A 23,653-nucleotide genomic window follows, 5' to 3' on the forward strand; every position below is an offset into this window, starting at 1 on the left:
CGCAGAACCCTCCGTCATCTCCTACGCGGTCGAGCCCGGTTCACCGGTCGGCGCGCCCACTCCCAGAGCCCCGAGCAGTTCCTCCGTGCCGTCGCGGGCCGCCCCCCGGCGGAAGCCCTCCGCGATCTGCCGGGCGTGGACCCGGCCCGCGGTCGTGCACCATGCCCACCAGCGGTCCAGCGTGGGCGCGTCGACGTGTTCCGCGGGGACCAGCGCGGGCCAGTCGCAGGCGTGGGCCTGGGCCGTCACCTTGGCGCCGCCCTCCACCGGGTCGACGGCCAGTGCCGGAACGCCCGCCCGCAGCGCGAGCACCATGCCGTGCAGCCGGTCCGTCACCACCAGGTCGAGCCGGGAGAGCACCGCCTCCAACTGGGCCGGTGTCGCGCACAACCGCCAGTCGTGCGCGTCCAGCCGGGTCTCCAGCTCCAGGCGCGCGCAGTCCCGCCCCGCCAGCCACCGGGTCACCTCCTCGGCGACCCGCGCGTGCCGCCTGCGTCCGCCGTACTCCCGTTGCCCGTGGGTGAGGACCACTCCGACGACCGGCCGGGCGGGAAGGGCCGACGCGCGCGCCGACAGGTCCGGCCTCGGTTCCGAACGGGGCGCGTCCCGCGCCACCACCCGGTGGAACCCGGTGACGGCCGGGCAGGCGGCGTCGACCACGGACGTGCCCACGGCGATCCGCACACAGTGCGCGAACCGCCGGTGCAGTTCCTCCAGTTGCGGGCCGTGCAGGGGGCCGCACACGAACACCAGATGGGAGTAGTCCTCGGGGCGGACCTCGGCCAGGGACGGCCCCTCCGGGCGGAAGCCGGGGCTCCAGGCGACGTCGTGAGCGAGCCGTGCGCCCCGCAGCACCTCCCGCGCCCGCTCCAGCGCCAGCACGTCCCCGGCGGTCGCCTCCCCGTGCAGGAAGGAGAACCATCCCGTCAGCAGGATCCGTGGCCGTTCCGTCACGGCGCCCGGGTGCCCCGGCCGGCGCGCGGACAATCACCTCCGGCCCCCGCACGCGGCCCGTCACCGCCGCCCCGGCGCGCGGACGATCACCGCCGCCCCCGACGCCCCGCCCCGCGAGGGCCGTCGCGCCGCTTGCGGTCCCGGGGGAGCCCGTGTCTCATGGGGGAGCGGTGACCGGTGACCCCTGCGGAACTGGCAGTCCGAACTCCTCGCCGTCGCCTCCATGGCCGTCCTCGCCGTCTATCTGCGGCAGCGGGGCTCCCCGGAGTCCAAGCCCGTCGGCGCGCCCCACTCCGCCACCGGGACCGAGGGCTGACCGCGCGCCGGGCGTGCGCGGGGCGCGGGTGGGTACCCCGGACCCACACAGCCGCCTTCCGCCCGCCCCCGACACGGCGGACCCGTTCCGGAGGCGCGGCGGACCCGTCCCGGAGGTGGGGATGCGTCTCACCCACAGCCGTCCCACCGACCCCGGGTACCGCCGTCCGCGCCACGGGCGGGGCTTCCGCTACCTGGACACCCGCGGGGAGCCGCTGCGCGACCGCGACGAGCTGCAGCGCGTCCGTGCCCTCGTCATCCCGCCCGCCTGGCGCGACGTCTGGATCTGCGCCAGGCCCAACGGGCATCTGCAGGCCGTCGGCACGGACGAGGCGGGCCGCCGCCAGTACCTGTACCACCCGCGGTTCCGGGCCGAACAGGAGCTGGCCAAGCACGCGCACGTGCTCGACGTCGCCGAGGCCCTGCCCGCCGTGCGCGAGACCGTGGAGGCGCACCTGGGCGGCCGGGGACTGACCCGGCAGCGAGTCCTCGCCACGGCCGTACGCCTGCTCGACCTGGGCTTCTTCCGCGTCGGCAGCGACCGTTACACCGAGCTGAACCAGAGCTACGGCCTCACCACCCTGCTGCGCGAGCACTCCCGCTGCCAGGCGGACGCGGTCCTGTTCAGCTACACGGGCAAGCATGGCAAGGAGATCGTCCAGACGGTCGTGGACCCCGCCGCCTGCCGCTCCCTCACCGCGATGCTCCGGCGCCGGGGCGGCGACGAACGGCTCCTCGCCTACTGGGAGCAGCGCTCCTGGCACCCCGTGACCGGCGACGACGTCAACACCTACCTCAAGGAACTCGCGGGCTGCGAGATCAGCGCCAAGGACTTCCGCACCTGGCACGCCACCGTCATGGCCGCCGTCGCCCTGGCCGTCTCCCACCCGGTCGCCCGCAGCGAGACCGCCCGGCGACGCGCCATCGCCCGGGCGGCACGCGAGGTCGCCGGCTACCTCGGCAACACCCCGGCCGTCTGCCGCGCCTCGTACATCAACCCGCGGGTGATCGAGCTCTACGAGGAGGGCATCACCGTCGCCGACGCGCTGCCTCAACTGGGCGACGAGGGCACCCCCGGCACGCCCGCAACGCACGGCCCCGCCGAACGCGCGGTCCTGCGCATGCTCCGCAACGGATCCACCGGCTGACACAGGGCCGGGGCCGACCACCCTCGGCGTGCGGCCCCGGCCGTGTCTCGGCCGCGGGTCACCCGTTGCCGAATAGGGCCTTCTGCACCTCGTTCGGGCCGTCGAACCGGTCCGATCCGGCGTCGGAGATCATGCGCACGAACGGCAGCGCGCCGTCGCCGGGCGGCGGGCGAAACCTCCCGGTTCATGGCGGGAGCAGGTGTTTAGCCCGGACCGCTGAGGTGAGTCGGTCTGTCCCGCCGCTCGTCCCGGCCGCTCGCCCGATCCGGGAGCCGCAGGACGGGCCGGCCAGATCCGCGACGCGACAAGGGGCCGTGATGACCACTCCCGAAGAGAACCGTCCGAAGACCGACACGACCGACGAGGTCCTCACCGAGAAGAACGCCTCGGAGGCCGGCACCCCGGACGCCGGGGCCACCGGACGCACGGTCAGGGAAGCCCTCGAAGAGGCGGGCGTCAGCCCCGAGGACTTCGAGGAGAAGTGACCCGCGACCCCACCGACAGGGAACGGCCATGACGCAGCACCACGAGAACGACGACTCCGTCCGGGCCGCACGGAAGGCCCTCGCCGAGGAGGAGGAACGCGCGCGGTCCCAGCCGTTCGCCTACCCGTACCCGGAGCGCCGCGCGAACGTCCGCGCCACCCGCCGCATCTCGCGGGAGGAGGCGGACGCCGACCTCACACCCGGCGTCCCCGGCGGCTACGGCAGCACCGGCGGCGGTCAGCCCGGCGGCAGCCCCGGCATCGCCCCGGACCGCGACGGCACGGTGGACCCGTCCGAGCGCGCGAACACGATCGACGCCGGAGACGTCGCCGACGACACCGACACCGGCTGACGTGTCCCGGAGCCCGCGGAACCCCCCCACGAACGAGGCATGGAGAAGGGAGCCCATGGACACGGCAGTCGATGGTCAGCGCACAGGACGTCTGCACGGGCTGCTGCGGCGCACCCGCGCCGAGTACGCGGCGGGGCACGACCGCCCGCTGGGTGGCTACCTCGCCGCCATGGCCGGGTTCGCCGGCTACACGGCGGCCTGGGCGACCGCCGTACGGCTGCGCGGCCGGCCGGTGCCGGACCGCCCCGAACCGTGGGACGTGGCGCTGACGGCGATCGCCACCTTCCGGCTCAGCCGGCTGCTCACCAAGGCGTCCGTCACCTGCCGGTAGTTCAGATGATGCAGGGGCGATGGTGGTCTAGACATCTCGCGGATGGGCGTGCGAATTTTTCGGGCGTCTCTACTCTGGATGAGTAGGTGGCTCATGACCGCACCGGTACTACCTGCGGCTTAAGGAGGCCACACACATAGGTCGCGGTCGTGCCTAGGTCGTTGTGATCCCACGAGCCAGGCAGGGAGAAGGAACTGGCGCAAGGCGGCGAAACCGGTCCGGTTGTTCCGGACGTCCTGACGAACCCGCTCCTCAATCACGGAGTGGCGTTCACGCAAGAGGAACGTGACGCGCGGGGCCTGACCGGACGCCTCCCGGCCGCCGTACTGACGCTGGAGCAGCAGGCGGGGCGTGCGTTTCGGCAGATGCGGGGGGCGGGGGACGACCTGGCGAAGAACGTCTATCTGGAGGAACTGCACGACCGCAACGAGGTCCTCTACTTCAAGGTGCTGCGCGAGCACCTGCCCGAACTGCTGCCGATTGTCTACGACCCCACTGTGGGCCTGGCCATCGAGAAGTACTCGCAGGAGTACCGCAGCCCCCGCGGACTGTTCCTGTCCATTGACCGTCCGGACGACATGGACCGGGCCTTCGACACCCTGGGTCTGGGCCCGAACGACGTCGACCTGATCGTCTGCTCGGACGCGGAGGAGATCCTCGGCATCGGAGACTGGGGCGTGGGCGGCGTGCAGATCGCCGTTGGCGAACTGGCCGTCTACACCGCCGCCGCCGGGATCGACCCCGGCCGGGTGATCGCCGTCTCCCTGGACGTCGGCACCGACCGCCAGGCCCTGCTCGACGATCCTCTCTACCTGGGCAACCGCTTCCCCCGCGTGCGTGGCGCGTCCTACGACGCGTTCATCGAGGCGTACCTGCGGACCGCGTCGATCCGCTTCCCGCACGCCCTGCTGCACTTCGAGGACTTCGGTCCGAGCACCGCCCGCCGCATCCTTGACACCTACCGCGACCGCTACCGGATCTTCAACGACGACGTCCAGGGCACCGGCGCTATCGCCCTGGCCGCCGCCCTGTCCGCGGTGAAGGTCAGCGGTGTGCCCTGCGCGAGCAGCGACTGGTCGTCTTCGGCTCCGGCACGGCCGGTGTCGGCATCGCCGACCACATCCGGGACGCCATGGTCCGCGACGGCGCGCGCGAGGAGGACGCCGAGGCGCGGATCTGGCTGGTCGACAAGCAGGGCCTGCTCACCAGCGACATGACGGACCTGCGCGACTTCCAGCAGCGCTACGCCCGCGACCCGGCGGAGACCAACGGCTGGAACCGCGACGGCGGCATCTCACTGCTGGAGACCGTCCGCCGGGCGGGGCCCACCATTCTGCTGGGCACCTCGACCGTGCCGGGGGCCTTCACCCAGGAGGTCGTCGAGGCCATGGCCGCCTCCTGCGAGCGCCCGATCGTCCTGCCGCTGTCCAACCCGACCTCGCAGATCGAGGCCATGCCCGATGACATCATCGCCTGGACCCGCGGGAAGGCGCTGGTCGCCACCGGCATCCCGGTGGACCCCGTCGTCTACGAGGGCGTCACCTACCGGATCGGCCAGGCCAACAATGCCTTGCTCTACCCGGGCCTCGGACTCGGCACCATCGTCGCGGGCGCTGAACACGTCACCGACGGCATGCTGCGTGCCGCCGCGCAGGCCGTCGCCGACCAGGTCGACCCCACCGCGCCCGGAGCCTCTCTGCTGCCGCCGGTCGAGGACCTGTGGGAGTCGTCTGCCCGTACGGCCACCGCCGTGGTGGAGGCCGCCATGGCGGAGGGCGTCGCGGCCCAGCGCCGCGCAGACCCCGAGCGCTCCGTCCGCGAGCGGATGTGGGAGCCCGTCTACGAGCCGATGCGGGGAGGCAGCGCATGAACTCCCCCAAGCATGACGACGATGTCCCCGAGGTGCGGGATCTGCCCATCGGTATCGTGGCGACCGGCACCCGGCGCGAGACCGATTCCATGGGAGCCGTGAACGTGCCCGCCGACCGTTACTGGGGGGCCCAGACCCAGCGCTCTCTCATCCACTTCTCCATCGGCGACGACCACATGCCGAAGGCCGTCTACCACGCCTACGGCCACGTGAAGCGGGCGGCCGCGGTCGTCAACGGCCGTGCGGGCCGGCTGCCCGCCTGGAAAGCGAGCCTCATCGAGCGGGTCGCCGAAGAGGTCATCGCGGGCGACCTGGACGAGCACTTCCCGCTGTACGTCTGGCAGACGGGCTCGGGCACGCAGTCCAACATGAACACCAACGAGGTGATCGGCAACCGCGCGATCAGCTCGTCAACGGCGAACTCGGCAGCAAGACGCCGGTCCACCCCAACGACCACGTCAACATGGGGCAATCCTCCAACGACACGTTCCCGACCGCCATGCACATCGCTGCCGTTCAGGGCGTCCAGGAGTATCTGCTGCCCAGCGTGCGCGCGTTGCAGCGGACGATCGCGGACAAGGCGGAACGCTGGCACGACGTCGTGAAGATCGGCCGAACGCATCTCGAGGACGCCGTCCCGCTCACAGTGGGCCAGGAAGGGTCCGGCTACGCACGCCAGTTGGAGCAGGCGTGCGACCGCGCGGGCCGCGCCGCCGAGGGGCTGCTGGAGATCGCCATGGGCGGCACCGCGGTCGGCACCGGCCTCAACGCCCCCGAGGGTTTCGCCGAACAGGTCGCCCAGGAGATAGCCCTGCGCACCGGCTACTCGTTCACCACGGCGGCGAACAAGTTCGCGGCTCAGGGCGGGCTCGACGCTATGGTCGGCGCCTCCGCCGGGGTGCGCGCGCTCGCCGTCCCGCTGATGAAGATCGCCAACGACATCCGCTGGCTCGCCTCCGGGCCCCGCTGCGGATTCGCCGAACTCGTCCTGCCCGCCAACGAACCCGGTTCCTCGATCATGCCCGGCAAGGTCAACCCGACCCAGTGCGAGGCCATGGTCATGGTCTGCATCCAGGTGCTCTCGGAGGACCAGGCCATCGCCTTCGCGGGTACGCAGGGCAACTTCGAGCTCAACGCCATGCGGCCGGTCATCATCAACAACTTCCTGCACATGGCAAGCATCCTCGCCGACGCCTGTGACAAGTTCCGCGAGTACTGCGTCGAAGGCGTCGAGCTCGACCGGAACCGGGTCGGGGACTACGTCGAGAGGTCGCTGATGCTGGTCACCGCGCTGTCCCCGGCCATCGGGTACGACAAGGCCTCCGCCATCGCCCACAAGGCCAACGACGAGGGCACCACCCTCCGCGAGGCGGCGCTGGCCAGCGGATATGTCAGCGAACAGGACTTCGACCGGATCGTCGACCCCTCCACGATGGTCGGCCTGAACCGACACGCCGGGTAGGGGCGTTGCGCTCACTCGTTTGCCTCCCACCAAGTCCATGGCCGGGGAACGTGATCTTCCTTTGTCGGGCCCAGTGCTGATGGCCCTCAAGATGTTCAAGACTCTCCAGGCCAAGGAGAGGCTGGCGCTCGGTGAGGCTTACTCGGACTCCGGGTACGTCGTGGTACACGAGACCGGGGAGGCTTTCACGATCAAGCAGCTCCGCAGGCGCGCATGCAGGCTCATGGAGGTCCTTGGCCTGCGCAGAGTACGTCTCTACGACGCTCGTGCCTCCTGCCTGACCTTTCTTGCCAACAACGGTGTGCCGGATCACATCCTCGCCCGGTGGGCCGGGCACACGAACGTGAAGACCACGAAGAAGTGGTACGTCAAGCCGGACGTGGAAGACCTCCGCGAAGCCGCCAGCACATGGGATGGCCTGCACGGTGAGCTGAACAGTCGGGCGTGAGGCCGGCGACGCATCCCAAGGGGTGGTTGTCGGCTGCTGATCGGAGCGGCCCGAACTGTTTCCTGCTATGTCGTCCCCGACCTTCGGCACGATGCCACACACTTTGCCGCAAACTCGGAACAGCCGGCAGTCGTGCTGGTGAAGGAAGCAGCACGTCGATGTGTGGACCGGGCGCGAGCACGGCCGGCAGGACACGCTGCGGCAGGGGCGCCCGTACACGCTGAGAGGTTCAGACCCGATCGACGAGGCCGTCTGCAGTGCCCGATGAGTCGAGCCGCGGGTGCGTCGAGCGGCAGGCTTCCCCGGGCTATGTGAGATTTCGTGAGACGTGAGAGGGTCTGGGGCGTGAGTGAGACACCCCCGAACACCCTGCAATACCGCTTCGACGGGCCGGAAGACGCTCCGGTCCTGATCCTGGGTCCCTCACTGGGTACCACCTGGCACATGTCGTAGAAGCCGTCTTCTGGCGTCCACGTGATCCGAGTCGGGGGCGTTTGGCCTGCTCAGGACCTTGTGGTGCAAGGGCGTCGACTCAGTTGGTGACACGGATGTGACTGATAAGACCCCCGTCGGCTCGTTCCGGCGGGGTCTTGGTGGCAGGGACGGGGTGCCGCATCGGCCGACCGTCGCTTGCCATCGATGCCTTGAGCGTCGGCTACTGGCTTCTCTCGCAGGTCCCTTGCTCCTTCGAGGCAGAATGGTCTTCTGCTTGTAGCCGCTGTGCTCTGGGGAGGGGCGTCGTGGAGTTCAGGAAGAGAACGTTGGAGAGGCTCGGCGACCTCATCTGTGGAAACCTCGGTGCCGACGTTCCACGAGGGGACACCGAGCCCCCTTACTTTTCATATCGATCGAGCAAGTACTTAACCGAATTCTTCGGCGAGCTCGACATGGATTGGGAGCATGATGGTTCGACGCGGCATCGCTGGGTAGCCGGCGTGCTCGAGCAGTTGCTGGCGGAGTCGCACGAGGGTCCTGCCCACCCGCCGGAGTCGTTCTGCCGAGTCATCGACCACCTGATGGACCCGGCCAGCGCACTCAATGAGGGGCGCGACCGGTCCAATGCCTTGCGTCAGTTGAACGATGTGCTCTCACGAGAGGGCTTCGAAGCTTTCTACGCTGAAGACAAGCACTGCTACCTGAGGCATATCGGAACGAACAGTGTCTCGAGGCCGGCCCAGAACCCGCACCGCCCCCTGAGTGTCGCCGAGACGCAGCGGCGTTCGGCCCTGGCTGCTTTCCTGGACACCTGCAGCGAGGACGCTCTCATTGAGGAAGTGCTGCTTCCATTGTTCCGGCAACTGGGCTTCCACCGCATTACCGCAGCCGGACACCGAGACAAGGCGCTGGAGTACGGGAAAGACATCTGGATGCGCTACACCCTGCCGACGCAGCACTTCCTGTACTTCGGGATCCAGGTGAAGCGCGGCAAGCTGGATGCGACAGGGCGGTCCAGGACAGGCAACGCCAATATCGCGGAGATTCATAATCAGGCGCTGATGATGCTGGCGCACGAGATCTTCGACTCGGAGACCAACCGTCGCGTGCTCGTGGACCACGCGTTCATCGTGGCCGGCGGGGAGATTACGAAGGCGGCGCGCAACTGGTTGGGGAACGCCTTGGACGCGGCGAAGCGCAGCCAGATCATGTTCATGGATCGGGACGACATCCTGAACCAGTACGTCGTGAGCAGTCTGCCGCTTCCCGCTGGCGCCTCAGCGGATCCACTTTGATGCGTACTTCCTGGCCGCCGTTGCCAGCGAGGTGAGGCGGCAGATGTCCTCGTTCCCCATTTTTCTGACGCAGGGTGCCGGAGCGGGACCGAATTGATCAGCGGCTACCTCGACTTCAGCATCGGATCCCCGCTCGTCGTCGACTTCGCCGACTCCGGCTGAACCTTGGCTTCAGGCGCACCGGTCACGCGTCTGGCCTGTAGCGGCCAGGGTCATGTACAGGGAGCAACAGAGCGCGCCTGCCGTGTGGTGATCGAATTTTCAACTTCTGGCGGGACGGCAAGTGCCCGAATATTCGAACAAATGTAGGCGTCGTGGTCTGGGGCGGCTACGATCGCAGTCGTTCGTCGGCGCCCTGCTGCGGGCGCGCCTTGGACGGCGACGGGCCGCTGATGACCGGTTCGGAGTCATCCGGGGAGGTGGTACATGATCGTACGAGCGTCCGCACTAGCCTTGGTGTTCGTGGGAAGCGTTCCCGTGTCTTGGACCGGTTTGGGTCGGTTGGCTCTGCGGCGCGTCATCCGCGCTGCGGCACAGCGGCGGAGGAAGACTCGTAGTGGGTCGGCCGAAATTGCTTCCGATGGTGCAGGGCAAGCGGTAAGGATGAGCGCGTACAGCCCCGCTGGGGAGAGCGTCAGGTCAGGACGAGAGCGGGATGGTTCATGGCGATCGCGGCACGGGAGCCCATGGATGTGGTCGCGGGAGCGCTGGCTCCCGGCGATTTCGTACCCCGCGAGGCAAAGCTGGCGGTTGTCGAAGCTTTCGGGGCGAAGGCTGTGGCGGCATACCGGTACGAGGCGCAAGAGCGGGAGCGACGGACAGCCGTGGGGATGCCACCGCTGACGCGACCGGAGGTACTGAATCTCCTAATGGCCCTTCCACTCGGTGAGCCAGTTCCCGCTGGCTCGTTGAGTGAGAAGGAACGTCGGGTGTTGAAGTCTCTGCCGAAGGGCGCGGTGGTTCGCCGCGACGGATTGATCACCCGACAGGCGACGCAGCCCGTGCACATCGACATGGTGTTTGTGCCCGGACGCAGCTGGGAGTCGGCGATGGAGCAGGCTGAGCGGTTCACGCCGTTCACTGCTCGTTCGGTGTTGGTCGATGGTGTGCTGCGGCGCAGAGATGAGGCTGTGATGCGCGCGGACTTCTACGGCATCGGGTTGTTCCTGACCCAGGGGGACGCGGTGGAGGTTGTCGTGCCGCCGAGCCCCTTCGTGCGCAGGCGCCACACGGTTGCCGCCTGGAAGTTCCTGGAAGAAATCCACCGTCAGCTTCCCTGAGGGCTCTGCTTGCGACTGGCTAAGGAGCGACGGGCAGCGTCGCCCATGCTTTGAGTGGCGGGGGTACCTGGAATCCGGATTTTGAGCTTGCGCCCTGCCCGATGCGCTGGTTCTCCAGCGCGTAGCGGTCGACGGCCGCAGCGCATTTGTTGCGCCACCACGTCTTGCGCTCGGTACCGGCTCGGTAGCTGGCCATTTCGCTGACCCAGCCGCTCCAGGTGATGATGGTGTGGTTGTCGGCCTCGCGTCGCGTGTCGCCGTCGGGCAGGAAGAAGCGGTCGAGACCGCGCCCGTCGCATTCCTCGCAGTCGCAGGTTGCAGGATCCACGTTGGCGTAGAGGTTGGACAGGGACTCGGCGCCCTTGAAGCACATCAACTGTGGCATCAGCACGTGCGGGTACGTGGGGCCGCCACCTCGCTTGCCTATCTGGGCCTTCTCGTCGGGAGGTATCGCGTGGCGGAGCGAGCTCTGGACGCCGATTCCCGCACAGAGGGCGCCATGCGCCAGCACATCGAGAGCTGCGAGATCCGTGCGCAGCAGTGCCATGTGCTCGACCTCGGTGAACAGCCGCCGCAGGTTGGCCGGAACGTCCTTCCCCTGTTCCAGCGGGTCGAACTGGCGGAAGAGGATTACGGCTTTGGGGTGACGGATCTTGGCGCAGACCGCGATGAGTTGACCGATGTTCTCCCGATTGAGCCAGGTGACGTCGATCGGGAGGGAGACCAGCGTGTCATCCCGCTCGATCCGGTTGGCGTCCCGCATCACTGCTTTGAGGGCGCGGGAGCTCGCCGGCGGTATGTACCCGGTGGGAGTCAGCGCTGCGGTTGCCCCTCGAGCCTTCTGGAAGTTCAAGGAGTCGTCCACGGTGGCGAACAGTTCGTCGGGAGGCGCCATGAACGGCTCTTCCGCCGTTGCCGTGTAGGTGCTGTAGGCGGCGCTGTCTATCAGCAGAGTGCCCTCGTAACCAACGTCGGTGCGGAGCTGGAACGCTCGAGCGTCGGCGTTGGCGCCGGTCATGACCACGCCGCTCAGCTCATCATCCAGGGCGCGGCGGGGTCGAGGAATGTTGCGGGCATGCTCGTGCAGCAGCACGCGTCCCTGCAGGAGCGGCACAGCCGCCACCGTGTGGTCGAGCGTCTTCAAGGCGGGCGGCCGCCGCCTCGGATCGGGGGCGTTGCTCATGAATCACCTCGCAGAAGGGTCCGGCACGTCCTTGTGTCCGGACGGAGAATAAGCGCGCACGTAGATCTCGTGGAACTCCTCGCGACCCAGGCCCGCCAGGTGGGCGGTCTCGGTCGGACTGAGGTGGAGCTGCTCCTCAAGCCGGGTGACGGCCTGAGCGATATGGCGCGGGGTTTCGCGCCGGATGATCGTCGGTTCGTTCGTGCGGTAGCCGAGTGCGGACAACTCGACCATGAGCGTGCGGTACTGCCACTCGCTGATGACCCCCAGGTCGACGGCCCGCCGGATGAGAGCGGCCATCGAAACCCCCCACCTGGCTTTGAGATCCATGAGGCGAGCGACGTCGATGCCGGGCTTCAGCTCGCTCAGGATCACCTCGTGTGGCATGAGGAACTCGGCAGCGAACCGGTCGGCCTGTGCCTCTTGGACGCGCCCCTCACCGGGCTCGCGGTGCATGATCAGGTGGCCCAGCTCATGCGCGAGGCTGAACCGTGAACGATCGCCAGGCACTGCGGAGTTGAGGAGTATCAGCGGCGCCCTGCCGGGCGGCCACTGGCTCACGGCGTCGAGATCGGTGGTGCCAAGGTCGCGGACGACGACCTGCGCGCCGGCATCTTCGAGCAGCGCGACCAGGTTGTCGACGGGGCCGGCGGGAACGTCCCACTCTTCGCGTACCGTCTCGGCGGCGTCCGCGGGAGTGTCGAAGTCATTGACCTCAATGTGCCTGAACAGGTTGACATGGCGGAGGGCAGCCGCCTGGGTCACCGCTTCGACCTGGTAGCGGGTAAGTGCCAACGTGGCATGGATCCGGCGCAGCGCGGGGGCTCCCAGAGAGGCGCGCTTGCGGTGATGTATCAGCCCGATGCCGACCCCGGTTGTATCAGCGCCCTGGCACAGCATTTCGGGCGTGAAGCGAAGTGCGGCGGCGAACAGGCGCACCCGCTCAGCCCGGACTGGGATGCGTCCGGCTTCGGCCCGGCTCACGTACCCCTGCGTGACGCGGCTGCCGTCAACGCGCGACATCTGCTCGGCAAGCTCGGATTGGGTCCAACCGCGCGAGTCGCGTGCGAGGGCGAGCATGGAGGGGTCTGCGACCAACTCCTTGTGATCACTCACGGCCACCTCCATCCCTGACAAGTCTCGACTCCGCTGAGGATACACGATTTTATGCCTCAGAATATTCCGAACATGATCCTCGGAGTGCACTGCCTCCAGGGATACCACGCTCCACTGACAATCCAACTGGGACGGGGCCGACCGTTGTTGGGGCTCATTGGTGCCTCAGCCCGAAACCCGATGCCGGGCTGAACGGCGGCGCCTGCCGCTCAGTGCCTGCGCGCGCTGGGGCCCCGCCCGGAAGTGCCGGTGGAGGTCTTGTGGAGAACGGCGACGGGCAGCGCCGCGGCGGGGTCGTACTCGATGAGCGGCATGGTCGTCCTTAAGGAGGGCGTGGTCTGGGGTCAGAGCTTCTCGAACCGTTGAGCCAGGCATCGCGGGCACATGCCGAGATCGTCCTCACCGGGCTCGTACAGGGCAGCGCAGTTGGTACACGTCGCGGTCTGCGGGCCGAGGGAGGTGGCACAGCCGAAGCACAGGGTGCGCGGGCTGGCGGGGGCGGCCGCAACGCGGGTCTGGCGGAGCATCTCCTCGTGGCCGCAGTCAGGACACTCCCCGGTGAGCAGGCCGGGCCGGTCGAAGGCCCTGAGGTAGTCGAACAGCAGCCCGTAGGAGTGGACCCAGCCCATGTGGCAGAAGCTGCACTGTGGGTCGGGGAAGCCGACCTGGACGGCGAACTGCGCGCACACCGGGCACTCGACGACGCTGTCCGCCACCGGGGCCAGCTCCGCGCGGATCTCGTTGTGACGCTGCTTCAGGTAGGACGTGATGGTGCCCAGCCGGGCCCGGATGACGGCCAGGTCCCGCTGCACGAGCTTGTCCTCGTCCATGCTCAGGTCGGGCTGGAGTTCGGTGGTGAAGAACTCCATGAGGAAGGTGAGCACTTCGGCGGCGCGGGCCTCGACAGCAGGGGCGGAGGTGGTCAGCCCATAGTGCTGCAATGCGTTGCGGGACTTGGTCAGCACGCCGAGCGTCTTCACGGCCTTGTCCGCGATGGTGACGCCGGCGATGCCCGCCAGCCGGTCGAGCGCAGCATCGGTGGTACAGCTCTCGAAGTCACCGGACTCGAACCGCGCGCGGGTGGCGGCACGGGGGTTCTTGAAGACTTGGGACCAGTGCTCGCGTTGCAGGCGGGCCTTGAGGAGTACTTCCACGGCGGCCTGGAGGTGCAGGATCGCGTACTTCAGGTCCCGAGGCTCGGGCGGATCGCCGTGGGTGAGGTGGTCGGTGACGCTCAGGAGGTAGTCGATGCCGTTCTGGACCGGCGGGAAGTCGACGTCTGGCTGGCTGCCGAGGGGTTCACGGCGGTTCCGGGGTCTGATCTCCAAGGTCTGCCTCCTCTTTGAGGGCCAAGTGGGGTGGATCGAAGAGAAGTTGGAATCAAATCCTGGCCTAGTGGTAGTCACCGTCCACGCAGTCGCCGCGCGAGGCCATGGAACAGATCACGTTCTGGTGTTGCCCAATGGCCGGTATGTACGGGTGGATCGAAAGGATCGGAGAGCGCATCTCCCGCGCCGCATGATGCATGGTGCGGAGGGTAACAACGCGACACCGTAGTTGCTCCACGTCACGGCTCTTCCGACACCGCACCGCGGCTCGTCTTCTGGAGCAACGGCCTCCTGCGCGAACTCGTCGGCGAAGCAGCGGTGGCGGCTCCGGCAGTAGCGGGACGAGCGGCGGGAGCGGCTCTGGCGGCAAGACAGGCATCCAGTTCGGATACGCCTGCTCCCCCGTCGGCGCTCTGGGCGCCGCGGAGGACGGAAGGCCCGCCAAGTGCTTCATGGGCAGCGACGGCCGGGCTCGATGGGGCTACGACTCCAACCGTGGTTAGCCAGCCGACGCCTGCCCGCTCTGGGCAGGGGCGGGATCCACCCCAACCATCCCCTTCCCAGAACCGCCCCCCGCTTTTCAGCGCCTCCCAGGCTCGCCCTCAACTGCCCTGGTACGCGCTCAAAATGCCGATGATCCGGCATGATGACCTTCATGGCGGACGAAATGGACCTACGGGCGGCAGCGGCGGCATTCGACCGGAGCAGCGTGCCGGAGAGCGAGACAGCCGCCGAGGACGAACGCAAGCAGGTGCTCTCTCAGTTCCCCCTGGAGGAGTGGCCGACACTGCCCCTGTCGCGCTACGCCCTGGGGCAGGCGGCCGAGTCCGGGAGCGGACCGGCGTACTGCAGGCTGATGGAGTTCGGTACCCCGAACCTCGGCAGCATCAAGGGCGGCAGCGCGGCGAAGCACATCATGTACCACCACAACTCCGGCGAGTGGCGGGTGGCCGCGCCGCTGCGCGGGATGGCGCCGCAGGAGGCGTGGGAGGAGCTGCGCGGACAGTTCGTGCGGGCCTTCGAGGCCGTAGCTGCAGCGGACTTCGAGGCCGTGGACGATCTTGAGGCGCTGCGGTTCGGTCCGACGCTGGTGACCAAGTCTCTGGCCACCTACTTCCCCGAGCACTTCCTGCCCATCTACGCCGGCGAGCACCTGCGTCGGTTCGTCACTCTGCTGGGCGGCTCTTCGCAGCCCGACGCGCCGGCCTGGCGCAACAACCGTCGGCTGCTGGAACTCGTCCGCGCGAAGCCGGAGTTCGATGGCTGGAGCGGACAGGAGGTCATGCACTTCCTGTACGCGAAGTTCGATCCGCGACCGCAGCAGCGCGCCGTCTGGAAGATCGCCCCCGGTGAACGAGGACGGCTGTGGGAAGAGTGCCGTGACGGCGGGGTGATCCGCGTCGGGTGGGACGAACTCGGCGACCTCGGCCAGTACCAGAGCGACTCCGAGCTGAAGCAGGCGCTCGACGCGTACTGGCCGCGCAGCAGCGGGGGCAGCCTGACGCTCGCCCGGCGACTGCTGGCGTTCCGGGACCTGGAGGCGGGGGACCGGATCGTGGCCAACCGCGGGATGGACGAGGTTCTGGCCACCGGGACCGTCAGCGGAAGTTACCGCTTCGAGGCCGACCACTCCGAGTACCAGCACGTCGTCCCGGTGTCCTGGGACGTCTCCCACGCGCGGAAACTGTCGAAGCCCCAGCACGGCTGGCGGTCCACGTTCGCCAAGGTGCAGCCGACGCTTTTCGCCAGGATCACCGCGGGCCTCGCGGATACGGGCGCGGAGTCGACGGAGTCGTACACCGGCGGCCCCGTCACGCTGCCCGAGGATGTCGCAGGCGTACTGGAGGCGCTGGAGCGCAAGGGGCAGGTGATCCTGCACGGACCTCCCGGCACCGGAAAGACCCGGCTCGCACTCGGCGCCGCCCTCGCCCTCGCCGGTCGTGCGGACGCGCTCAACTCCACGCCGGACCAGCGGGCCGCGGCCCAGGCCGAGACGCTGCGGGACGGCCGCATCCACATGGTGACCTTCCATCCGTCCTACGGCTACGAGGACTTCGTGGAGGGCTTCAAGCCGGACCTGAGCGCCACCGGCCCCGGGCTGACCCTGGCGCTCACCGACGGTGTGTTCCACACCCTGTGTGCCCAGGCCATCGCACGCCCGGACGAGACCTTCCTGCTGATCATCGACGAGATCAACCGGGGCGATCTGCCGCGCATCTTCGGCGAATTGGTCACCCTGCTCGAACTCGACAAGCGCGGCCTGCCCCTCGCGCTGTCCGTCAGCAGGCGCACCTTCTCCGTGCCGCCGAACGTGCGGATCATCGGGACCATGAACACGGCGGACCGCAGCATCAGCCACCTGGACGCCGCCGTACGCCGCCGCTTCGCCTTCCTCCCGGTCGGCCCCGACCCGGACGCCGTGTCCGGCACCGTCGGCCCCCTGGACCTGGCACAGTTCTTCGAGTCCCTCAACACCCGCATCGCCCGTCACCTCGACGCCGACCACCAGATAGGGCACGCCTACCTGCTGCGCAACGGCGAGCCGATCGCCACCGAGGACGACCTGGCCGCTGCCTTCCACCACGAGGTGATCCCGCTCCTGGAGGACTACTGCCTCGGCCGCGCCGACCTGCTGCACCGCATCCTCGGCAGCCTCGTCGACGCGGACACCGGACGCCCCGCGCTGATGCCGCCGCAGGACCTCGCCGCCGCCCTGGCGACCGAGTTCACCAGCGGCACGCCGGGCCCCGATGCCTGACCACACCGAGGTCCGGCTCGCAGAGTACGGATCCGCACTGCTGGGGGCCGACCAGCTCACACCCCGGGACGTCGAGCGGCTGCGCGCCCTCCAGACGCGCGCCTGCCTCAGCCTGGACCAGGCCCCGTCCGGATGGCGGCTCAAGGCCGACGCGACCGTCGGCATCCTGGTGCTCGACCGCATCCGCCTGGTCATCAAGCCCAAGTTCGCCATCCCGGGCGAGCAACTCATGATCTGGCTCGCCTACGCCCTCGGCGCGCCCGCGCCGCTCCCGGCGACGGCACGGCGCTGGGCCACCGGCCCGGAAGGCTACGCCGACCTCGTGGCCGCGGCCCTGCTGGAGCAGTGCGAGCAACTGGTCCGGGAAGGGCTGCGCCGGGACTACGTACGCCGCCAGAGCCTGCAACCGGTCCTGCGGGGACGCCTGGACGTCGCGGCACAAGTGTTCCGGCGCTATGGGCAACTCGATCAACTGCACGTCCGCACCTTCGACCGGGAGGCGGACATCGAGGACAACCGCGTCCTGGGAACCGCGCTGCGGGTGGCCCGCACCCTGGCCACACAACCCGACCTGGCCCGCGACCTTCACACTATCGCCGACGCTTTTCCGCAGGCCCCGACCCCCGACGCCGCCCTGCGCTCCCTGGACCGCACCCGGTACACACGCCTGAACGCCCGCTACCGCGCAGCGCACACCTGGGCCCGCCTGCTCCTGTGTGGCGGCGGTGTGACCGACCTCCTCACCGACGACGGCATGACGGCGGACGGCCTCCTGCTGGCCATGCCCGCCCTCTGGGAAGCCGTCGTCCGACGTCTGGCCACCGAGGCCGCCGCCCCTCACGGCGGGCACGCCGTCCCCAGCGGCGGTGCGACAGGCATTACCGTCCGGGGCGACCTCGGCAGCACCTCGACCTTCCGGCCCGACGTGCTGCTCAGCCTTCCGGGGCGTGCCCCGTCCGCGCGCACCCTGCTGCCGGTGGACGCCAAGTACAAGCGCTACGACCGCTATGGCGTCGGCGCGGGCGACGTCCACCAACTCCTCACCTACGGTGCCGGCTACACTCCGAGCGCCGACCCGCGTGCAGTGATCGTCCACCCGTGTTCCGGTGGGCACTCCCACCGGACCCTCCAGGCCAGTGGACCGCGGGGTGCACTCGGAAGCATCCACGTCCTCGGTGTCGACACGCACGCGTCCCCGCACCAGGCGGCCCTGTGGGTCCGGTCGGCACTGCCCTGGTCCGACTGGTGACCGCCGCCCGCCCACGCCAGCCGAGGTGCTGCGGTCCCATGTCGCTCACAGGCGTGGGCGTGCCGAGCGCTTGAAGCGTTGCAAGCCCGCGAAGCGCGCCGCGCTCGGTTCAGCCTCCGGCGCGCAGACGGTACCGCGTGACGACATCAGGGAGCTATGGCCAGTGGCGGCCCAGCGGGGAGCCACCTCGGTGATCGCCCTGGCCGAGCTGATGGATGGAGAGCTTGGCAACGACACCCGCGATCGTGTGCGGACAGGCTTTGGCTCGAGGCCATCGGTGAGGTAGCCGACGACGTCGGCGTCCAGGTCGCCGCTCTTGCGGCTGGCGCCCCCTGATCGCGCCGCTCGCCTTTGTGTGCTGTTGTGCTCGGCCGGGATCAGGTTCGGGGTGTTGTGCGAAGGGGTTTGAGCATGTCCTGCGGTTCCTGGGCGGTAGCGAGATGGGGGGCAGCAGGATGGGCGGGTGCTGTCCCGGGCCCATGGTCTGACTCATGATTTCTCTGACCGAAGTGTCTCGATCACACGGTGTCGGCCGGCGGTCGGGGATGGTGCGTTGTCGGTGCCGGGCTGGCGGGGTGTGTCCCGATAGGGGCCTGCCGATAGTTGTGGCGTCCTCACGATTCTGACCGTCTGACGCGGCCCGGTACCGGCAACGCGATGTCCTCGGACCGGAAGGAGAGGAACGGGCATGTCCAGTTCGACCGTGCCCAGTACGTTGTCGGCTCCGCGAACCCGTCGCCGCCCTGCTGGGGAGGTGGTGCTGGGAGTGGATACGCACCGGGATGTTCACATGGCTGCGGTGCTCTCCGTGTCGGGGGCGGTCCTTGCTACCGATGAGTTCCCGGCCACCGCGGCCGGCTACCGCGATCTGCTGAAGCGCGCCAGGAGGTGGGGAACCGTGAGACGGGCTGGGGTGGAGGGGACCGGCTCATACGGAGCGTCGTTGTCCCGCTATCTGCTGGCCCAGGGCATAGACGTGTTTGACGTGAATCGGATGGATCGGGCGGATCGTCGGCGTCGCGGCAAGTCGGATCCGCTCGATGCCCAGAACGCGGCGCGAGCCGTGTTGAGCGGGCGAGCCCGTGCCCGGGCCAAAACGGGCGACGGGTCGGTGCAGATCGCGAGAATGTACAAACTCACGAAAGTGTCGGCCGTCAAAGCCCGCACGCAGGCCATCAACCAGCTCAAGGCCGTACTCGTCACTGCCGATCCCGTCTTGCGGGAGGAACTGGCCGGACTGGGCAATGCCGAACTCTTCCGTACCTGTGCGCAGTTCACCGGTGTGAGCAGTCGCGAGGATGCCGGCGCGGAGTCGGTGGTGCAGGCCACCCGGATCACGCTGGGCCTGCTGGCTCACCGGATCGGCCAGCTCTCCGAGCAGATCCGGGATGTAGAGGCTCGTCTGACCCGGCTCGTGGAACGGCATGCTCCGCAGCTGCTGGACGTGGTCGGGATCGGTCCGGACACGGCGGTCGCTTTGCTGATCACGGTGGGGGACAACCCGGAACGGCTGGACAGCGAGGCGTCGTTCGCCGCGCTGTGCGGTGTCAGCCCTGTTGAGCGTTCCTCGGGACGCCGGCGGTACCGTCGCCTCAACCGCGTTGGTGACCGGCAGGCCAACGCCGCGCTCCACCGCATCGTGTTCACCCGCCTGCGGGTCGACGCGCGTACCCAGGACTACTACGAGCGCCGGATCAAGGAGGGCAAGACCCTTCGTGAAGTCGTCCGTTGCCTCAAACGCTACGCGGCACGCGAGGTCTTCCACCTGGTCAAACAGCTACAGTCGGCACCCCGCTCATAGGGGCTGTGTGATACGGCGAGGCCCCGCCGGGGTCCGTCCTGACGGGACTTTGAGCCGAGCCGTGAGACGACGAAGTGCATCAGAGCGCTTCGGTGCGGCTTCGTCAGAGACCGGCTACGCTGGCGCGCACGATGCGGTTGGCGCTTCATGCGGTCCGTGTTCCTGTGACGCTTCTAGGGTTCGCCTACTTTGCGATTGCACTCGTTGGGAGAGGAGTCCATGTATTCCGGGCGTGTGTTGTCAGTGCCCCCTTGTACCGTCCGGATGTGCCACGCAACCAGCGCTCCTTGAGCGACCAACAAGCCCAGTGGGTACTCCAGTCCATGGCCGGCGGCCACACCACCAGGGCGGAGGCTGCAGAAGAACTGGGTGTATCGCGTGCTGTGATCGACGGCATCGTCGGGGGCCGGAGCTACCGTCACCTCCCCCGGCCTACGTCCCTGCCGCTACCACGACCGCGCACCTACCGCGGCAGCGCAGAAACGCCAGAGCGCAGAGCCTTGCGGGAGGCACAGTTCTGGACATCAGTGGACATGTCACCGGGCGAGACTGAATGCTGGCCCTTCCTCGGCGCGCTCAACATCGACGGCTACGGCCAGTACTATGCCGGACGGACTCTGATCGGTACCGTCAGTGCCCATCGGGTTGCGTATGTGCTGGCTCATGGCCTGGCCTCGAACCTTCCCGCACACAGGCTCGTTCGGCATCTATGCGCCAATCCCCCCTGCTGCAATCCGGCACACCTGACGGTTGGCTCGCAGCGAGACAACATGACGGACCGCTTTCGCCTTCATCGGGACCGGCCTGGCCCCCACGCGGTGCGAACCTTGATCCCACCGCCTCCCGGCGGGTGGAGGGTGACGAGCGGCGACCTGAAAGAGCTGGCACGAAAGGCACTCGAGGCGGAGTTCTGGCGGAAGATAGACCGCAGCGGCGGCGATGCCGTGTGCTGGCCTTGGATGGCGGCGAGTCGGCATGACTTCGGATACGGCTTCGTGTACTGGGAAGGTCGCCACACGCAGGCTGCCCGGGTCGCTTATGTCCTGCACCACGGTCTGACCCTGGCGTGTATCGACAGTGATCTTGTTGTTCGGCATCTGTGTCCTGGGGGCAGTAATCCGGGCTGCTGCAACCCGCGCCATCTCAAGCTGGGGACACAAAAGCAGAACATGCATGATCGTCTGGCGCAGGGCAAGTATGACCGGGGAGATGACCACTTCGCGACCAAGGTGTCCAACCGGGAGGTCAGGGCATTGCGGGAGGAGTACTGGAACGCTCCTCATGGGAAGCGGCCTAAGCTCGAAGTCCTTGCCCAGCGGCATGGCGTGTACTGGGGGACCATTCACCGTTGGTTGCGCGGGGCCGGCCGCCAAGAAGCAGGCGGCCCCACCGGCGAACTGGAGCCCGAGGCGGAGGCACGGACAAACCATGCACGCGGCGAAGCCCACCGCATGGTGAAGATTTCCGACGCTCGGGTGCGCGAACTGCGCGAGACATACTGGAGCATGCCCACGAAGCAGCGGCCGTCCACCGTGTCGCTAGCCGCACGGCTGGGCACCGACTCCAAGACCGTGTGGAACTGGCTGCACGGAAAGTCGCGGCTATCGGCGGGCGGCCCCACCAGCTCCTCTGAGAACAGCGGGCAGCAATCCGGGAAAGAGCCCGTACCTGATCGGCAGTCGTGACGAGCTGTACCGGTGTCAGCGGGATCCCTCGGGTTCGATCACCGCCGTTCGGCTCGGAACAGTCAATGGGTTGGTAGTAAGTCGTCGGCCAATCACTCACCAGCCGGTCACTGGGCCTGCGAAAGCCCACGCGCGGGCGGGTCGGGGCAGGCATGTCTCCGAGCAGCGGCTGACGGCACGCGCAATCCGAGTGCGGCGCGGGCAGGTAAGCGAACAACAACCGTCGTACGGCGCCGGAACCCTCTGGCCTACCTCAAATCAGCACGGCCGACCGGTGCGGTCTCACACAGTGGGCTCATGACAACGGTCCGCACCGTGCGCACCTACGGGCAACTCGCTCTGCTTCCCCTCGGGTTCGCGAGCATCATGTACGGCGACCTGCTCTTCCGGGACGGCCAGCAGGGGCTCGGCAAGTTCCTCTTCATCAGCGGATGGGTGGTGGCGCTTTCCGGGATGCCAGCCCTGAACCGCTACCTGAAGGCGAACCATCTCCGTGAAGGCATCCTCAAAATCTTCGTGATCCTGTTCATCGTCGGGAGCTTCGCGGTCCCCGGCCCGATCGTCAGTCTGGTCAAGGTCTTCGGCGGCACGGCGCAGCCGGTCAACTACCGGCAGGCCGCGCTCTCGCTGGCACTGATCTACATCGCGCTGACGATCACGTCTCGGATCGCCGAGCCGAAGGACCACGTCCTGGAGCGGCTCGCGAGCCGTATCCAGCGAGCGGCTGTCTTCCGGGCGCTGGCGAACGTGACCGGCATCTTCGCCGTGGTGGCCTTCCTGGGGGCACGGTTCGTCGCCACGCACCCGGTGCCTCTGATTTCCACTGGCCTGACGCTCGTGGTGGCCGCCGCGGTGGTCACCCACAAGACATTTGCCCGGGCGCGGAAGCTGTGCACGCAGATCCACGCCGACACGCAGACCCTGCTGAGAGACCTCGACGAGCTCGACCAGGCACGCAGCCGCAGCACGACGAGCACGGCGAAGCCCTGGATCCGGCGGCTGCGCGGCGAGCGGCAGGCGGGCGGCGGCCACGCCGACGAGCAGAAGGCGGCGCTGCGGGCCTGGGACGCCGTCAAGCTCGGCCTGTCCACGCCCGTGGACACCGGCTACCGCCGCATCGGCCTGCCGTTCCTCACCGACGAGGTGGTGGCTGAGATTGAGGCGAAGGTGCGGACAGCCGTCCACGGCGGAAGCGCCGGCCCTGCGCGGGCGGACCTGCAGGCCATTCAGCGGGCGTGCTCGGGGCGCGTCGACGTCCTGGCCTAGACCAGTAGTTCCGTATGTGGGGGAGGGCGTCCAGCATCGGGTCGTGACGACCGAGCTAGACACCCTCTTGACCGCACTGTACGTGCATGTCGACGACCGCTTGAAGACCCCGCGATGGCGGGGCCAGCCGTCCCGGCTGACCGACGCGGAACTGGTCACTCTGACCGTGACCCAGGCGGTGTTGGGCTTCCACGGCGAGGCCCGCTGGCTGCGCTTCGCCCACGCCCATCTGCGGGCCCTGTTTCCGCATCTGCCCCAGCGCCCGGCTTACAACAAGCGTCTGCGGGCCGCACTGCCGCTGGTATCGGCGTACACGTGGACGTGGCTCTGGCAAGATTCTCGTAGTCGGAGATCACCTCGGCGCGGGGGTCCGCCGGTCCGCCTAGCGGCGGCGGAGATGGGCGATCAGGACGACCCGGTGGCGGAGGAGGGGGACGCCGGCGCGTCCGGCCATCAGGCGTTTTTGGAGTTTGAGGTCGGTGATGCGGCCTTCGTTGACGCCGGAGTTGTTGTAGCGGGTGGTGATGTCCTGGGTGACTGCGTGCCGGTCTTCGCGCAGGGCCCCGGCGATACCGATAAGGGGCGCCAGGCCACTGCGGGAGAGCTCATCGAGCCAGGTCGACAGAGGTGCGGCGTCGCGGTGGTTGAGCATGGCGGTGAACTGGCGGACCAGGCCGTGGGTGCGCTGGAGTTCCGGGCAGTGTGCGAGGAGCCGGTGCAGCCGCTCGGTGGAGTGGGGGCTGCGGCGGTCCGGGCGGGTGGTGATCCAGCGTGCGGTCTCGCGCGGAGAGGGCGGGCGTTCGCGTGGTGTCCAGGGGCAGTCCCCGCCGCAGGGGTGCGACAGCCATCTTCACCCGCTGATAGTGGCCGAGGTAGCCCTTGGCCCGCAGTC

The 23,653-nt window shown here is 68.5% G+C and carries 18 protein-coding genes and 4 pseudogenes; 17 read left to right on the forward strand and 5 right to left on the reverse strand.

The features are described from left to right. Positions 1–21: 21 nt before the first annotated feature. A complete protein-coding gene (locus tag F8R89_RS28295; protein WP_225994514.1) occupies positions 22–954 on the reverse strand; it encodes a polysaccharide pyruvyl transferase family protein in 933 nt (310 codons plus the stop codon). A gap of 184 nt (positions 955–1,138) precedes the next feature. On the opposite strand from F8R89_RS28295, the pseudogene F8R89_RS37245 reads away from it, so the two are divergent. From F8R89_RS37245 to F8R89_RS28335, 11 genes and pseudogenes are all read left to right on the forward strand, one after another. Beyond that, positions 1,139–1,270 (forward strand): annotated as a pseudogene (locus F8R89_RS37245) (DUF6766 family protein); the annotation flags it as partial. 121 nt (positions 1,271–1,391) lie between these two features. After that, positions 1,392–2,417 carry a DNA topoisomerase IB gene (locus tag F8R89_RS28300; RefSeq protein ID WP_151786604.1) on the forward strand — a complete coding sequence of 342 codons (1,026 nt, stop codon included), beginning with the start codon at positions 1,392–1,394 and terminating at the stop codon, positions 2,415–2,417. Between the two features lie 317 nt (positions 2,418–2,734). Continuing rightward, positions 2,735–2,902 (forward strand): hypothetical protein, encoded by a 168-nt coding sequence (locus F8R89_RS36335; protein ID WP_192806256.1) that lies wholly within the window; start codon positions 2,735–2,737, stop codon positions 2,900–2,902. A gap of 28 nt (positions 2,903–2,930) precedes the next feature. Next, positions 2,931–3,254, forward strand: coding sequence for a hypothetical protein (locus F8R89_RS28305; RefSeq protein ID WP_225994515.1), 324 nt, complete (start codon positions 2,931–2,933; stop codon positions 3,252–3,254). A 55-nt stretch (positions 3,255–3,309) separates the two neighbouring features. Continuing rightward, entirely contained in the window at positions 3,310–3,585 is a 276-nt protein-coding gene (locus F8R89_RS28310) for a hypothetical protein (protein WP_413251272.1), read from the forward strand. A 263-nt stretch (positions 3,586–3,848) separates the two neighbouring features. Further along, positions 3,849–5,455: pseudogene (locus F8R89_RS28315) on the forward strand (NAD-dependent malic enzyme). A gap of 89 nt (positions 5,456–5,544) precedes the next feature. Continuing rightward, positions 5,545–5,787: pseudogene (locus F8R89_RS37130) on the forward strand (lyase family protein); the annotation flags it as partial. A 131-nt stretch (positions 5,788–5,918) separates the two neighbouring features. Then, positions 5,919–6,917 (forward strand): class II fumarate hydratase, encoded by a 999-nt coding sequence (locus F8R89_RS37135; protein WP_264158894.1) that lies wholly within the window; start codon positions 5,919–5,921, stop codon positions 6,915–6,917. 37 nt (positions 6,918–6,954) lie between these two features. Beyond that, positions 6,955–7,365: a tyrosine-type recombinase/integrase gene (locus F8R89_RS28325; RefSeq protein WP_151788318.1), complete on the forward strand. Its 411-nt coding sequence runs from the start codon at positions 6,955–6,957 to the stop codon at positions 7,363–7,365. A gap of 740 nt (positions 7,366–8,105) precedes the next feature. Further along, positions 8,106–9,095: a hypothetical protein gene (locus F8R89_RS28330; RefSeq protein ID WP_151786605.1), complete on the forward strand. Its 990-nt coding sequence runs from the start codon at positions 8,106–8,108 to the stop codon at positions 9,093–9,095. Between the two features lie 662 nt (positions 9,096–9,757). Then, entirely contained in the window at positions 9,758–10,375 is a 618-nt protein-coding gene (locus F8R89_RS28335) for a hypothetical protein (protein WP_151786606.1), read from the forward strand. A 19-nt stretch (positions 10,376–10,394) separates the two neighbouring features. Here the strand turns inward: F8R89_RS28335 and F8R89_RS28340 are convergent, their stop codons facing one another. From F8R89_RS28340 to F8R89_RS28350, 3 genes are all read right to left on the reverse strand, one after another. Continuing rightward, positions 10,395–11,558 carry a hypothetical protein gene (locus F8R89_RS28340; RefSeq protein WP_151786607.1) on the reverse strand — a complete coding sequence of 388 codons (1,164 nt, stop codon included), beginning with the start codon at positions 11,556–11,558 and terminating at the stop codon, positions 10,395–10,397. Between the two features lie 3 nt (positions 11,559–11,561). Beyond that, entirely contained in the window at positions 11,562–12,674 is a 1,113-nt protein-coding gene (locus F8R89_RS28345) for a helix-turn-helix domain-containing protein (protein WP_225994516.1), read from the reverse strand. Between the two features lie 344 nt (positions 12,675–13,018). Further along, positions 13,019–14,002: a hypothetical protein gene (locus tag F8R89_RS28350; RefSeq protein ID WP_151786608.1), complete on the reverse strand. Its 984-nt coding sequence runs from the start codon at positions 14,000–14,002 to the stop codon at positions 13,019–13,021. A 655-nt stretch (positions 14,003–14,657) separates the two neighbouring features. Here F8R89_RS28350 and F8R89_RS28355 point away from each other — a divergent pair. The 6 genes and pseudogenes from F8R89_RS28355 (at position 14,658) to F8R89_RS28375 (ending at position 22,761) form a co-directional block, all read left to right on the forward strand. Beyond that, positions 14,658–16,760: an AAA family ATPase gene (locus tag F8R89_RS28355; RefSeq protein ID WP_151786609.1), complete on the forward strand. Its 2,103-nt coding sequence runs from the start codon at positions 14,658–14,660 to the stop codon at positions 16,758–16,760. Next, positions 16,753–18,009 carry an McrC family protein gene (locus F8R89_RS28360; RefSeq protein ID WP_151786610.1) on the forward strand — a complete coding sequence of 419 codons (1,257 nt, stop codon included), beginning with the start codon at positions 16,753–16,755 and terminating at the stop codon, positions 18,007–18,009. The genes F8R89_RS28355 and F8R89_RS28360 overlap by 8 nt, the downstream gene beginning before the upstream one ends. Positions 18,010–18,697: 688 nt before the next feature. Beyond that, complete coding sequence (locus F8R89_RS28365; RefSeq protein ID WP_151786611.1) at positions 18,698–19,810, forward strand: IS110 family transposase; 1,113 nt, start codon at positions 18,698–18,700, stop codon at positions 19,808–19,810. A gap of 533 nt (positions 19,811–20,343) precedes the next feature. Then, positions 20,344–20,571 (forward strand): annotated as a pseudogene (locus F8R89_RS37370) (HNH endonuclease); the annotation flags it as partial. A 96-nt stretch (positions 20,572–20,667) separates the two neighbouring features. Then, the gene (locus tag F8R89_RS36340; protein ID WP_225994681.1) at positions 20,668–21,495 is read left to right on the forward strand and encodes a hypothetical protein; all 828 of its coding nucleotides are present in this window, start codon (positions 20,668–20,670) and stop codon (positions 21,493–21,495) included. Positions 21,496–21,792: 297 nt separating this feature from the next. After that, positions 21,793–22,761, forward strand: coding sequence for a hypothetical protein (locus tag F8R89_RS28375; RefSeq protein ID WP_151786612.1), 969 nt, complete (start codon positions 21,793–21,795; stop codon positions 22,759–22,761). 382 nt (positions 22,762–23,143) lie between these two features. Here F8R89_RS28375 and F8R89_RS28385 read toward each other — a convergent pair whose 3' ends face one another. After that, on the reverse strand, positions 23,144–23,605 hold the full coding sequence (locus tag F8R89_RS28385; protein WP_225994659.1) for a transposase: 462 nt from the start codon (positions 23,603–23,605) through the stop codon (positions 23,144–23,146). Positions 23,606–23,653 lie beyond the last annotated feature (48 nt).

Origin of the sequence: Streptomyces sp. SS1-1 (assembly GCF_008973465.1) — a bacterium.
Lineage (GTDB): Bacteria > Actinomycetota > Actinomycetes > Streptomycetales > Streptomycetaceae > Streptomyces.